9 protein-coding genes and 1 pseudogene are annotated in these 13,084 nt (G+C 72.4%); 1 reads left to right on the plus strand and 9 read right to left on the minus strand.

Annotated elements, in window-relative coordinates:
- Positions 1 to 14: 14 nt before the first annotated feature.
- The 4 genes and pseudogenes from ACTWP8_RS27415 to ACTWP8_RS27430 form a co-directional block, all read right to left on the minus strand.
- Positions 15 to 3,368 (minus strand): S8 family peptidase, encoded by a 3,354-nt coding sequence (locus ACTWP8_RS27415; protein ID WP_443324774.1) that lies wholly within the window; start codon positions 3,366 to 3,368, stop codon positions 15 to 17.
- Positions 3,369 to 3,566: 198 nt separating this feature from the next.
- Positions 3,567 to 3,707, minus strand: a pseudogene (locus ACTWP8_RS27420) (ABC transporter ATP-binding protein); the annotation flags it as partial.
- Between the two features lie 108 nt (positions 3,708 to 3,815).
- A complete protein-coding gene (locus ACTWP8_RS27425; protein WP_443324775.1) occupies positions 3,816 to 5,093 on the minus strand; it encodes a L,D-transpeptidase in 1,278 nt (425 codons plus the stop codon).
- Between the two features lie 261 nt (positions 5,094 to 5,354).
- The gene (locus tag ACTWP8_RS27430; RefSeq protein ID WP_443324776.1) at positions 5,355 to 5,774 is read right to left on the minus strand and encodes a hypothetical protein; all 420 of its coding nucleotides are present in this window, start codon (positions 5,772 to 5,774) and stop codon (positions 5,355 to 5,357) included.
- Between the two features lie 107 nt (positions 5,775 to 5,881).
- Between ACTWP8_RS27430 and ACTWP8_RS27435 the strand changes: the two genes are divergently transcribed.
- Complete coding sequence (locus ACTWP8_RS27435; RefSeq protein WP_443324777.1) at positions 5,882 to 6,190, plus strand: hypothetical protein; 309 nt, start codon at positions 5,882 to 5,884, stop codon at positions 6,188 to 6,190.
- Between the two features lie 73 nt (positions 6,191 to 6,263).
- On the opposite strand, the gene hutH is transcribed toward ACTWP8_RS27435, so the two are convergent.
- From hutH to ACTWP8_RS27460, 5 genes are all read right to left on the minus strand, one after another.
- The gene (gene hutH / locus ACTWP8_RS27440; RefSeq protein ID WP_443324778.1) at positions 6,264 to 7,808 is read right to left on the minus strand and encodes a histidine ammonia-lyase; all 1,545 of its coding nucleotides are present in this window, start codon (positions 7,806 to 7,808) and stop codon (positions 6,264 to 6,266) included.
- A gap of 863 nt (positions 7,809 to 8,671) precedes the next feature.
- Positions 8,672 to 9,775 (minus strand): diguanylate cyclase domain-containing protein, encoded by a 1,104-nt coding sequence (locus tag ACTWP8_RS27445; RefSeq protein ID WP_443324858.1) that lies wholly within the window; start codon positions 9,773 to 9,775, stop codon positions 8,672 to 8,674.
- 218 nt (positions 9,776 to 9,993) lie between these two features.
- The gene (locus ACTWP8_RS27450; protein WP_443324779.1) at positions 9,994 to 10,794 is read right to left on the minus strand and encodes an enoyl-CoA hydratase/isomerase family protein; all 801 of its coding nucleotides are present in this window, start codon (positions 10,792 to 10,794) and stop codon (positions 9,994 to 9,996) included.
- A 157-nt stretch (positions 10,795 to 10,951) separates the two neighbouring features.
- Positions 10,952 to 12,043 carry an adenylate/guanylate cyclase domain-containing protein gene (locus tag ACTWP8_RS27455; RefSeq protein WP_443324780.1) on the minus strand — a complete coding sequence of 364 codons (1,092 nt, stop codon included), beginning with the start codon at positions 12,041 to 12,043 and terminating at the stop codon, positions 10,952 to 10,954.
- A gap of 127 nt (positions 12,044 to 12,170) precedes the next feature.
- The gene (locus ACTWP8_RS27460; RefSeq protein WP_443324781.1) at positions 12,171 to 13,055 is read right to left on the minus strand and encodes a biotin--[acetyl-CoA-carboxylase] ligase; all 885 of its coding nucleotides are present in this window, start codon (positions 13,053 to 13,055) and stop codon (positions 12,171 to 12,173) included.
- Positions 13,056 to 13,084: the final 29 nt, after the last annotated feature.

Here is a 13,084-nt window from a genome sequence, read left to right on the forward strand (position 1 = left end):
GCGTTCCGGCAGCCCTACTTGCCCAGGTAGGCGTTGTAGAGCGTCTGCGACAGGGTGTTGCCCTGCTTGTCGGTGACATTGGCCCGGAAGGAGATGCCCTTCCCGGCCTTCGGGTTCTTCACCGTCACCTTGCCGCCGCTCACCTTGACCTTCCGCCAGTGCGCGCCGCCGTCGTACGACACGTACACGGCCAGCGACTCGAGGTTCCGGCCGGCGGCCGAGCCCTGGACCGCGACCGGGACGGCGGCCGTCGCTCCGGCCTTGGCGGTGCTGTCCGCCGCCAGCGCCGGGGTGAAGCGGACCGCCGAGGCGGGGAGCTGGGTCTGCTCGCTCGTCTTCCTCGAGGTGAACGTCCAGCTCGCGGTCAGCTTGGTGGTCACCGCGGCGACCTTGCTCCGGGTGACCGAGGTGGTGAGCTTGTAGCGGGCCTTGCCCGCCGGCACCCGGAAGGCTTTCTCGCCGGTCAGCGGGTCGTCATGGGTGCCGACCTTGGTGCCGTTCCGGTAGAGGGTGGTGACCGCCTTGTCGTACGCCGAGCCGCCGACGTGGCCCTTGCCGTCCGCGTGCACCGGCAGGTAGCCGGACAGGCTGTTGCCCTCGCGGAAGATGCCGTACTCCTTGCTCACCTTCGGCCCGAAGACGCCGACGTTGAAGACCTTCTCGTAGCTCTTCCCCGCCTTGTACGGCTTGGCGCCGATCGAGTAGGCCACCTCGGGCGCCCAGGGGTCGGGGCCGTCCTGCTCGAAGTCGAAGGCCCACTCCACGCCGGCCGCGTTGACGTACGAGGTCCTGGTGCCCGGCAGCTTGACCGGGGCCGAGTACGCGGAGCTGCCGAAGCTCCCAGGGATGTAGCCCCAGGCCCACAGGCGGCCGGTCTTGTTCCTGACCGAGGCGCCCAGCTTCCCGGTGATCTTGGCGAGTTCGCTCTTCTCGGCGTGCTTGGTGTAGCCGGTCGCGAGCTTGCTCACCGTGCCCCCGTACGCCAGGTCGTACTGGGCGGCCGCGCTGGTCCAGGTACCGGTCCACTGCTGGAACAGCTCACCGGCCGCTGGCTTGGGGCCGAGGTGCGCGGTGCGGAAGCCCTGGTAGGAGTCGAGCCACCAGCCGTAGCCGTATCCGCCGTCCCCGGTCTGGACCGAGAAGTCGGGCGAGGCGTTCTTCGGCTTCGCCGCGCTGTCCGGGACCCTGATGTCGACCGGCTTCGCGGTCCGGGCGTCGACCGTCACCGTGGTGTCCTTGGTGATGTCGAGCCTGGGCTGGTTGATCCAGTCGATCCCCTTGGTCGCGTCCTCCTCGTCGACGAGAACGCTGGAGCTGAGGATGTAACGGCCCTTGGGGACGCGGATCGTGGCGGTGCCGCTCTCGTCGTACGGCGCGAAGAACTTCCCGGCGCCCAGGCCGCTGACGCCGTCCACGGTGGTTCCGTAGATCTTGGTCGGCTTGCCGTCGCGCCCCAGGTGCCTGACCGTCAGGTCGTACGACTCGACCTCGCGGTCCACCGCGGCCGCCGTGCGGACGGTCTGCCCGCCGCCGGTCGCCGTGATCACCGCGCCGTACGCCCCGTCGAGCGTCCCGCCGAGCCGGGTGTCCACGGTGGCCGACACCGTGCCCTCGGCCTTCGGCTCGAGGGTGAGCTGCTTCGTGTCGATGCCGAACATCCCGGCGGGCGCGGGCTTTCCGTCCGGTCCCGTGCCCTGGACGGCGAGGTCGAGGGTGACCGGCTCGGTGCCGAGGTTGCGGTAGGTGACGGCCTTCGTCACCGGCTTGTCGTCGGTGTGCGGCCATGCCTGGGTGCCGAAGCTCACCGACACCGGCTCGGCGACGACGGTCTGCTTGATGGCCGCGGAGACGTCGACCCGTCCGGACCCCTGCTGGAAGGGGGTGTAGTCACCGGGCTTGGTGGAGCCGGTGAGCGCGGACTTGAGCTGTGCGCCGGTCCAGTCGGGGTGCTGCTGGGCGAGGATCGCCGCGGCGCCCGCGACGTGCGGGGTGGCCATGGACGTACCGGAGATGGCGACATAGCCGTCCGCGACCGGCGTGCCCTCCTCGGCGACGATGCTGCCGGGGGCGGCAGCGGCGCCGATGCCCACGCCGGGCGCGGTCAGATCGGGCTTGACGGCTCCGTCCCCGACGCGCGGCCCTGTGCTGGAGAAGGAAGCGAGCTTGTCCTCCTTGTCGACGGCGCCGACGGTGAGCGCGGCGTCCGCGCTGCCCGGCGAGCCGACGGTGCCGGGGCCGAAGTCGCCCTCGTTGCCCGCCGCGATGACGAACAGCGTGCCCTTCTCGGCGGAGATCCGGTTGACGGCCTCCTCGAGCGGGTCGACGCCCGGGGAGTCCGGGCCGCCGAGGCTGAGGTTGACGATGTCGGCGCCTTCCGCGGCGGCCCACTCGAGGCCCGCGATGATGCCCGAGTCCTCGCCGGAGCCCTCGTCGTTGAGAACCTTTCCGTCCAGCAGCCGTGCGCCCGGCGCGACGCCCTTGTACTTGCCGCCCGACTTGGCGCCCGTACCCGCCGAGATGGAGGCGACGTGCGTGCCGTGGCCGTAGCGGTCCTTGCTGTCGGCCGCGTCCGAGAAGTTCTTCTCGGCGATCTCCTGGCCCGCCAGGTCCGGGTGGGTCTGGTCGACACCGGTGTCCAGGACGGCGATCTTCGCGCCCTTGCCGTCGAATCCGGCCTTCCATGCCTCGGGCGCGCCGATCTGCGGCACGCTCTTGTCGAGGCTGGCCCGGTGGATGGCGTCGAGCCAGACCGCGCCGACGCCGGAGGCGGCCGTACGGAATCCGGCGGCGCCTTGCGGCTCGCTGGTCAGCGCGTCCCAGGCCGCGGAGGCGGCCTCCCCCTGCCCGGTCCGCACGGCCTCGGCGCCCAGCTTCGGGAAGCTGCGGCGCACGTCGGTGCCTCCGGCGGCGCGCAGTTCGGACTTGGCGGCGGGGCGGGAGCCCTTGTAGGTGACGATGAGCCGCAGGCCCTCGCGGTGGGCCTTGCGGTACTCGGGGCGGCTGAGCAGGCCGACGTCGAACAGCCGCTGGTCGACCCGCCCTTCGCGGATCAGCTTCTGGGCGTCCCGCGGCACGACGTACGCGTGCTTGCCGGAGCGCTGGACCTGTACGGGTATGTGCTCGCGCCCCTCGGCGCGCTGGATGCCGACCGGGCGGCCCTTGGCGTCGACGGCGACCCGGTCGCCGGTGAGGAGGGTGACCCAGTGCTTGGCCGGGCCGCCCTTGCTCGGGGCGGACGACGCCGACGGGGCCGTGGTCGCGGCCCGCTCTCCGGCCACTGACGGCGAGGCGGTCAGTCCCGCCGTCATCGCGATGGCCGCGGCCATGGCGATCGTGGTTGCTCCGGCCGTTTTGAGTTGTCTGTGCAACTTTCCCCCTGGTGAGTTCAGTTCACCGTTACGGAAGCCCTCGGGCCCCTGCACACGGAGTATGCAGGGGGTGGTACACCAGTTCAACCGTGGGGTTTCCATGGGGAATTGGGGTATATGGCTCCGCTTGGCGGCTTCACGTGCGGGCTTGCATGCCGGGTCTCATGCGGGCTTGGTGCACGGGCCTCATCCGGAGCCTCATGCGGGCGAACGGCCGGGGACCGTCACCCCGCCCTGGTGGATGGTCGCGAGGCGCGGCGAACGGCGGGCGACCGCGCTGTCGTGCGTGACCATGATGAAGGTCAGCCCGTGCTCCTTCCACAGGCCCTCCAGCAGGTCACGATGAGAGCCGCCTGAGAAACGCGACGGCGGCGCTACGCGCCCCCTTCCGGGGGTACGTACCGCCGCCGTACGGAGATCCGCAGCCCGTGGCGCTACGGGCCGGCGTCAGGCACCGGTCGCGCTGCCCGCGACCCACTCGCTCCACGGCAGGTTCCAGCCGTTGAGGCCGTTGTCCGGAGCGATGGTCTTGTCCTCGGAGTTCTTGACCACCACGACATCGCCGATGAGCGTGTTGTCGTAGAACCACGCGCCGGGCTGCTTGGGGTCCTTCGCGCCCTTGACGTCGTTCAAGCCGACGCAGCCGTGGCTGGTGTTGGCGCTGCCGAAGATCGAGTCGGCGCCCCAGTAGTTGCCGTGAATGAAGGTGCCGGACGAGGACAGCCGCATCGCGTGCGGCACGTCCTTGATGTCGTACTCGCCCTTGCCGTTCTTCTTCTTGAAGCCGACGGTGGAACCGTTCATCCGGGTCTCCTTGAACTTCTCGGAGATCACCATCTGGCCGTTGTACGTCGGGTTCTCGGGGCTGCCCGCGGAGATCGGGACAGTCTTGATCGTCTTGCCGTCGCGGACCACAGTCATCTGCTTGGTCTTGGTGTCGACCGTGCTCACCTGGCTACGGCCGATCGTGAAGGTGACGGTCTTCTCCTGGACGCCCTGCACGCCCGGCGCGCCCTCGACGCCGTCGAGGGCGAGTTTCAGCGTCACCGTGGACCCGGCCTGCCAGTACTCCTCGGGGCGGAAGTCCAGGCGGTTGCCGTTGAACCAGTGGCCGACGACCTCCTGGCCGCTGCTCGAGGTGACCGTGATGCCGGACTGGACGTCGGCCTTGTTGGTGATCGCCTTGTCGAAGTTGATCGACACCGGCATGCCGACACCCACGGTCGAGCCGTCCTCGGGCGTGAAGTTCCCGATGAAGCTGTTGGCCGGGGAGACGGTCGTGATGGTGGAGTTCTCGTTGGCCTCGCGGCCCTTGGCGTCCTTCGCCTCAGCGGTGATCTTGTACTTGGTGGACCGCTCCAGCTGGGCGTCCGGCTTCCAGGACGCGCCGTCCGGGGAGATCGTGCCCGCGACCTCGGCGCCGGTCTCGACGGCCGTCATGGTGACCTTGGTGAGCTTGCCGCCCGCCACTTTGACCTTGACGTCGCTGTTGATGCCGGCGTTGTCGGCGCCGTCCTTAGGCGTGATCGCTATTCGAGCGTCGGAAGCGTCCTTGGCGGCCGCCTCGTCGACCTGCGCCTGCGACTTGGCCTGGCCGCCGTTTCCGCTGCCATTGCCGCTGTCGTCACCGCCACAGGCCGTGAGCGTCAGTGCACCGCCGAGCAGCACGGCCGTCAGAGCCAGCGCCCTGCGGTGCTTACCGTCCGTCATCACACGCTTCTCCATCGCTATGGTTTCCCCTGAATCCCCGATCCGGGCCACGGGTGCAGATGTCCCGGTCACCCGAGAAGAACACGAATTCCTATTCGTCCGGTTCCCTCACAGCTGGAAATGTGGGGAACACCACGTTCGGCGCGGGAACACCCCCGGGCCGTGCGGGGCGCCCTGGGTCTCCGGCTCGCCTGGCTCACGCCCTCCCGGCGCCGCCTTCCCCATTCGGGCGGTCTTCATCCTCACGGATGAAGCGGGATCCGTCGAGGTCCCCGCTCACATCCTCCGCGCATTCTGCTCGCCACCCCCTCCGACCTGGTCGTTTTCATCCGCGCTCCCGTCCTCGTCCATGTCCTCGCCGTCGCCCATGTCCTCGTCCATGTCCTCGTCGTCGAGGCCGAGGTCCCATTCCGCGGAGGTCGGGTCGTACTCGATCTGCTCACTGCTCCAGGACGCCTGCGCCAGCTCGACCCCGGGGACGCCGCCCACCAGGTCGAACGGATCGACGAGATAGGCCAGCGCCTCCGCGTCGTCCTCCTGGACCGCCGCCCTGGCGTGGCCGCGCTCGTCCTCCGGCATGAACTCGTCGGAGTCGATGTGGCCGAGGGCCGCACCGGTGAGGTCGGCTGGGCCGATGACCTCGAGGACCAGTTCCACCCGAAGCCGTACGAATCGTGATGTCTCAGCAGTAGTCATGCGCGGAGCGTAAGGGGCCCGCGGACCGAGACTTTCCCGCGACCCGCGGCACTTACTAACATCAGCCCGGACGGCCAAGTCTCCTATGCCACAAGGGGGTCCGTTCCGTGTCCGCACGCCGCCCGCTGCTGACCGCCACCGCCGCGGGTTCACTGCTCTTCGCGCTGTGGTTCGTGCCTTCGGCGAACGCGACGGTCGAGCGGCGCACGGCGGACGCGCGCAGCGAGTCCCCGGGCTCCGCCGCCGCTCCGTCCGAACCCCAGAACGGCGCGAAGGACCTTTCCAAGGACCTCTCCCTCGCCGACACCGGCAGCGTGGACACCACGCCGTATCTCGTGGGCGGGACGCTCTTCCTCGGCTTCGGCGCGGCGATGGTCGCGTACGCGGCGCGGCGCGCCGGTACGAGCGCGCTCTGACCCGTAGCGGGGCGGTACGGGGCCGGGCTGTGCGCCGACCCCGTATCGCCGCCGTGTCGCGATCCCTGGGACCTCAGGCCAGCGGGCCCGTCACCGGCTCCACGGCCCGCACGAGCCCCCCGGACCGTACGAAGGAATCCGCCGCCGCGAGGTCCGGCGCCAGGTAGCGGTCGCCGCCCGGCCCCTGGACGCCCGCCTCGCGCACGGCCGTCAGCACCGCCCGCGTCGCCGGGGCCGGGACGAGCCCCTCGCGCAGCTCGATCGCGCGGGTCGCGGCGACCAGCTCGACGGCGATGACGCGGCCGAGGTTCTCGACGGAGTGGCGCAGCTTGCGCGCCGCGGACCAGCCCATCGAGACGTGGTCCTCCTGCATCGCGGAGGACGGGATCGAGTCCACCGAGGCGGGTACGGCCAGCCGCTTCATCTCGCTGACCAGGGCTGCCTGCGTGTACTGGGCGATCATCAGGCCGGAGTCGACGCCGGGGTCGTCCGCGAGGAAGGGCGGCAGCCCGTGCGAGCGGTTCTTGTCGAGCAGCCGGTCGGTGCGGCGCTCGGCGATCGACGCGAGGTCGGCCGCGGCGACGGCGAGGAAGTCCAGGACGTACGCGACGGGCGCGCCGTGGAAGTTGCCGTTGGACTCGACCCGGCCGTCGGGGAGGACGACGGGGTTGTCCACGGCGGCGGCGAGCTCGCGGTCGGCGACCACGCGCGCGTGAGCGAGGGTGTCCCGGCCCGCGCCCGCGACCTGCGGGGCGCAGCGCACGGAGTACGCGTCCTGGACGCGCGGCGCATCGTCCTGGTGATGGCCGGTCAGGCCGGAATCGGCAAGGACTTTGAGCATGTTGGCGGCGCTGGCCGCCTGGCCCGGGTGCGGACGGATGGCGTGCAGCTCGGGCGCGAGCACCTTCTCCGTGCCGAGCAGGGCCTCGAGGGAGAGCGCGGCCGTGATGTCGGCCGCGGTGAACAGCCGCGCGAGGTCGGCGCAGGCCATGACCAGCATGCCGAGCATGCCGTCGGTGCCGTTGAGGAGCGCGAGGCCCTCTTTCTCACGGAGGACGACGGGCTCGATGCGGTGGGCTTCGAGCAGCTCGTGGGCGGGGCGGACGACGCCGTCGGGGCCTTCGGCGTCGCCCTCGCCCATGAGGGTGAGGGCGCAGTGCGAGAGCGGCGCGAGGTCGCCGGAGCAACCGAGGGAGCCGTACTCGTGGACGACGGGGGCGATGCCCGCGTTGAGGATCGCGGCCATGGTCTGCGCGACCAGCGGACGGACGCCCGTACGGCCGGAGCAGAGGGTCTTCAGCCGCAGGAACATCAGCGCGCGCACGACTTCGCGCTCGACGCGCGGGCCCATGCCGGCAGCGTGCGAGCGGACGATGTTGCGCTGCAGCTGGGTGCGCAGCTCGGGGCTGATGTGCCGGACGGCGAGCGCGCCGAAGCCGGTCGAGACGCCGTAGACCGGGTCCGGCTTGGCGGCGAGCGCATCGACGACCTCCCGCGCGGCCCCCAGCGCGTCCAGCGCCTCGCGGGACAACTCGACCCGCGCCTCCCCGCGGGCCACGGCAACAACGTCCTCAGCCGTGGCCCCGGCCGTCCCCACCACCACATTGTGCATATCCATATTCAGGCACCCTAGAGAGTGAATCCCCGAAAGTCACCAGCGGACCCCTCGCCGGGAGGGGCCGCTCCGCGAACTCCGTCCCCGGGAGGGCCGCTCCGCGCAGACAGCTACGCCCGCCGCGCAGCGAATCCCCGCCGGGGGATGCCGCCGCCGGGGCCCCACACCGGAACCGCCCCGCGGACGGGCCGGCATAGAAACCACGCCCCGACGGGCGACCGTCGTACGAGTTCCCCAGCGCGGACGCTTCACCGCGACGCGCCACAGGGGCAGCCGCGAAAGCGGGCTCCCTCGGGGGCCAGGCCGCCCGCAGCGCCGAGCGGCCGCGGAAAACACCCCCCTCGGCTGCGAGGCCGCCCTGCGCCAGGAACCTGCCCACGGGCCCAGGCCCGTCGGAAAACCGGCCTCCGGGTTCCCGACCCGAGAAGGACGCCTCCTCGCCATGCGGCACCGAGCGACCGCGGAAGCGGACACCCCCGGCGGGGAACCGCCCCGCGCAACGAGAACCCGCAGGCGGGACGAGCGACCGCCGGCCAACCAGCCTCACGCTCCCGGCCCGGGAACCGCCTCGACGGTTCGGGGCGCTGAGCGGCCGCGGAAGCGAACTCCCCGGCGGGGAGCCGCACCAGGCCAGAAGGCCCGCCCGCGGGCCGAGGGTCCGCCCGCGCGCCAGGCGCCCGCCCGTCGCGGGGCACTTGCGTTCCCCTCCGGCGCGCCTTACCGCTGAGGCGCGGCAGGGCGGGGGCCGGCCTCGCAAGGGAGGCGACGGCGGCGCGGGCGGCGGCGCGTGGCCAGGCCGCTCGCCGCCGTGCGGCCTGCGGCCCGGCGCCACGCGGGCTTTGGCGCCGGGGTGCGCCATGTGTGCGTTACGACTCCGTGCGGCTGCGGAAGCGGCGGCGGTCCGGGCCGGGTTCCGGGGGAGTCTCCGCGAGGCGGACCACCGGGTCGTCGGGGCCCTCGCGGCCCGCCACGACCGGCTTCTCCGAGCGGGCCGCCTTCGCCCGGTACTGCGCCGCGTCCGCGAGCCGGAAGAGCCGTCGCGCGGACCGTACGGGCCCGATCTGCTCGCCCGTGGAGGCGACCCCGCAGGCGACGCCCTCGCCCAGCTCCAAGTCGCCCGCCCGGCGGCACAGTTCATCCGCCGCGTGCACCACGTCGTCGGCCGGCGGTCCCACCGCCAGCAGGCAGAACTCGTCGCCGCCGAGCCGCGCGACCAGGGCGCCCGGCAGCGCCGCCCCGCACAGCGACAGCAGCGAGCCGAAGCGTTCCAGCAGGCGGTCGCCGACCGCGTGGCCCATCGAGTCGTTGACCTCCTTGAGGCCGTTGATGTCGCAGACCACGAGGCTGACCACCGTGCCGTCCGCCACGTGCCGGTCCACCGCCTCGTCGAGGCGGATGTCCACCAGCCGGCGGTTCGCGAGCCCCGTCAGCGGGTCCGTGAACGCGAGCCGGCGTGCCTCCTCCAAGCGCTCCGTCTGCGCGATCCCGGCCGCCGTCACGGCCGCCAGTACGGTCGCGAAGTCCGCGTCGTCCCGGCCGAAGACCCGTTCCCCGGCCCCCCGCGCCACGTACAGCTCGCCCCACGCCCGCCCGTGCAGCACGATCGGCGCGACCACGCAGCAGCCGCGGCCGCGCCGCTGGAGGGCGGCCACACGCTGGGTGCAGTAAGCACCGGACACAGGCCCCGCGCCGGGGCCGTTCGCGGTCTCCACCCATGCGTTGGGCTCGCCGCCCCCGGCCCACCGGTCATGCAGAAACTCGGCGATCTCCGGGAACTCGTGCACCGGGTAGGACTCGTCCTCGGGGAACTCCTCCTCGCCTTCGGCGAGTTCGCCGGTGTTGACGAGCACCCGGAGCCGCCCCAGCTCCCGCTCCCACACCGACAGCGCGGCGAAGGTCCCGCCCAGCGCCCGCATGGCCCCTGCCGCCGCGGCGCGCGCGGACTCGCGCGGAGTCTGCGCCGCGGCCATCGCCTGAGCCAGGCCCACGACCGCCCGCAGCCGCGCATCGCCCCCGCCGCCGTCGTACGACACGGGCACCGGCACCTCACATTCCGTAACCGAGTGCGCACCTCGCACTCCAGCCTAGGAACATTTGATGACATTCGCCCCGTTCCCGGGGGAGGCTTTCGCTCACTCCCCCGGGCCTGCGCCCCGGACCTGCTCCCCCCGGGCGCTACTCCGCTCGCCTATTCCCCCGGCCAGTCCGGCGTGCGCTTCTCGTTGAAGGCCGCGACGCCCTCCGCCCGGTCCCCGGAGAAGGCCACACTCCGCCAGGCCGCGTCCTCCACCTCGAGACCGGCCCGCAGGTCCAGCCCGTGCCCGAGCCGCAGCGCCCGCTTGGCCGCCCGCAGCCCGACCGGCGAGTTCGTGGCGATCCGCCCGGCGAGCGCCAGCGCCTCCGTACCGTCCGCGCCCTCCTCGACCAGCAGGTCCACGAGCCCCAGCTCCCGGGCCTCCTCCGCCGCCACCCGCCGCGCCGTGAACACCAGCTCGGCGGCGCGGGCCGCGCCCACCCGCCGCGGCAGCAGCTGCGTCCCGCCACCGCCCGGGATCACGCCCACCGACACTTCCGGAAGACCGAGGACGGCGGTCCTGTCCGCCACGATCAGATCGCAGGAGAGCGCGATCTCGAACCCGCCGCCGAGCGCGAAGCCGTGCACCGCCGCGATGGTGGGCATCGGCAGCTCCAGCACACCGGTGTACGCGGCCCTGGTCACCGGCCGCTGCCGCAGCAGCTCCGCGTCCGTGAAGGAGTTGCGCTCCTTGAGGTCCGCGCCGACACAGAACGCCCGCTGGTGGCTCGAGGTCAGCACCACGACCCGCGCAGACCGGTCCGCCGCCAGCGCCCCGCACGCCTCCGCGAGCGCCCGCGCCATCTCCGTCGAGACGGCGTTCATCGCTTTGGGGCGGTCCAGTACGAGCTCCGCGACGTGCTCGCCGTGCCGCCGTACGGCGACCCACTCCCCGTACCGCTGCTCGCTGCCCATGCGCCCTCCGCTCTCCCCGCTCCCGCTCCGGGTTAACGACCGTGAACCTGCGCGAGGCATCATCGCACCCGGGACAGAACTCCGCCGGTTCAGGCCGGCTCGGCACAGCCGGACAGCGACACAGTGGTTGCCCGCCGTCGGGGGAGAAAGACCTTGCCTACCCCCGCCGGGTCAGCAGCCACGGCTCCACGACCCCGAGACCTCGCACCGGCCGCTGCCACATCGGCTGCAGCGCGAACCGGTACGCGGAGGCAGGGCTGCGGCCCTCCTTCTCCGCCTTCGCGGCCTCCGCCTCCGACTCGGGCGCGTCGCCCGAGCGCATCAGCTCCTCCGCGAACGCCCCGTCCACCAGGACCGCGTCCTTCGGCGCTATCGATGTCAGACGGCTCGCCAGGTTGACCGTCGTCCCGAAGACGTCGCCCATCCGCGTCGTCACCGTCCCGAAGGCGATGCCGACCCGCAGCTCCGGCATCGTCTCGTCGTGCGTCATCGTCTCGATCAGCCGCAGCCCGATCTCGCTCGCGATCCCCGCGTCGTCCGCCGCGAACAGGACCTCGTCTCCCAGGGTCTTGATGAGCCGCCCGCCGTGCGCCGCGACCAGATCCGCGGCCGTGGTCTCGAAGGCCTCGACCAGCTCGCCGAGCTCCTCCTCCTCCAGCCGCCGGGTCAGCCGGGTGAAGCCCACGAGGTCCGCGAAACCGACCGCGATCCGCCGCTCGACCATTTCCTCGTCGTCCGCGGCCTGCACCACGCGCCCGGTGGCCGCCGCGAGCTGCCGCCGCCACACGTACACCAGGAACTCCTCGAGCTCCGGCAGCAACAGCTCGACCAGCGGATACGTGACCTCGGTGCGGGTCATCCCCGGCTCCGGCGGCTCGGTGAGCCCCTCCAGGAAGGAGTCGATCTGCCACTCCGCGAGCCGCGCCGTGGTCTGCCCGGTGGACCGCGCCACCTGCACCGCCATGGGCTCGCTCAGCAGCCCGGCCTCGACCAGGCCCGCGAGCCGCCGCAGCGCCAGCACGTCCGCCTCCGTCAGCGCCTTGGCCTGCCCGATGTCGGCGAATCCCATGGCCCGCCAGAACCGGGAGGCCAGCTCCATCGAGACCCCGGCGCTGCGGGCCGCCTGGAAGGGGGTGTAGCGCCGCTCGGAGCCGAGGATCAGCTGCTCGATCCGGAGGGCGAGCGGGTTCTCCTCGGGCGGCTCCTCGTCGGGAGCGGAGGCGGCAGAAGAGGGCTCGTCCACGGTCACCGCCCGCCCCCAGTCCGATCCCTGCGCACAGCCCTTCCGATCACTTCTCGCCCGCTCCGCCCACTCGGCCCGCTCTCTGCCTGGTCCGGCGCATCAAACGATACGGCAGGTGTGCCCTAGCTCACTCTCATCCGGCAGCCCGCAGATGGACGATGTCCCCGGCGCCCACCGGCTGCTGCACGCCCTCCTTGGTGGCCAGGACGAGCCTGCCGTCGCCGTCGACCGCGACCGCCTCACCGATGATCTCCCGGTCCCCGGGCAGCACCGCGCGCACGGTCCTGCCGAGGGTCGCGCAGCCCGCCGCGTACGCCTCCTGCAGCCGGCTCGCCCCGGGGTCGCCGCCGGCCCCCCGCCAGTCCTCGTACCACTGCTCGAGCGAGCGCAGTACGGCCCGCAGCAGCGGGTCCCGGTCCACCGCGGCCGCGCCCGCCAGCAACAGCGACCCGGCTTCCGGCACGGGCAGTTCGTCCGCGTGCAGCGTGACGTTGAGCCCGATCCCGACCACGACGCCGTCCCCGGCCCGCTCGGCGAGGATGCCGCCGGCCTTCCGCTCCTCGTCGCCGACCTGCACGAGCAGGTCGTTGGGCCACTTCAGCGCGGTGTCGACGCCGGCGGCCCGGGACAGCGCGGTCGCCGTCGCGACCCCGGCGAGCAGCGGCAGCCAGCCCCACCGCTCGGTTGGGACGTCCGGTTCGAGGAACACGGAGAAGAAAAGCCCCGAGCGCGCCGGTGAGGACCAGGTCCGGTCGAGCCGCCCGCGCCCCGCGGACTGCTCCTCGGCGACGAGCACCGCGCCCTCCTCTGCGTCGCCCGCCCTGGCCCGCTCGGCGAGGTCGGTGTTGGTGGACCCGGTCACCTCGACCACGTCGAAGGCGGTCCACAGACCGCCGGGCCGTACGAGGGCCTTGCGCAGCGCGGCGGCGTTCAGCGGCGGCCGCTCGAGGTCGGACCAGCGGCCGTGGGCGGGGTCCGGCTGCGGGGAGCCGGGCGTTCCTGGCGGCTTCGGCGTCATGCCGCCAGCGTAGGCCCCGTACCAGCTCA

This window comes from Streptomyces sp. 7N604 (assembly GCF_052245475.1).
Lineage (GTDB): Bacteria > Actinomycetota > Actinomycetes > Streptomycetales > Streptomycetaceae > Streptomyces.

Coding starts and splice junctions, on each gene's coding strand:
- ACTWP8_RS27425 (WP_443324775.1), bottom strand. CDS start 5,093: ATGGAGAAGCGTGTGATGACGGACGGTAAGCACCGCAGGGCGCTGGCT.
- ACTWP8_RS27460 (WP_443324781.1), bottom strand. CDS start 13,055: ATGACGCCGAAGCCGCCAGGAACGCCCGGCTCCCCGCAGCCGGACCCC.
- ACTWP8_RS27445 (WP_443324858.1), bottom strand. CDS start 9,775: ATGGCCGCGGCGCAGACTCCGCGCGAGTCCGCGCGCGCCGCGGCGGCA.
- ACTWP8_RS27450 (WP_443324779.1), bottom strand. CDS start 10,794: ATGGGCAGCGAGCAGCGGTACGGGGAGTGGGTCGCCGTACGGCGGCAC.
- ACTWP8_RS27430 (WP_443324776.1), bottom strand. CDS start 5,774: ATGACTACTGCTGAGACATCACGATTCGTACGGCTTCGGGTGGAACTG.
- hutH (WP_443324778.1), bottom strand. CDS start 7,808: ATGGATATGCACAATGTGGTGGTGGGGACGGCCGGGGCCACGGCTGAG.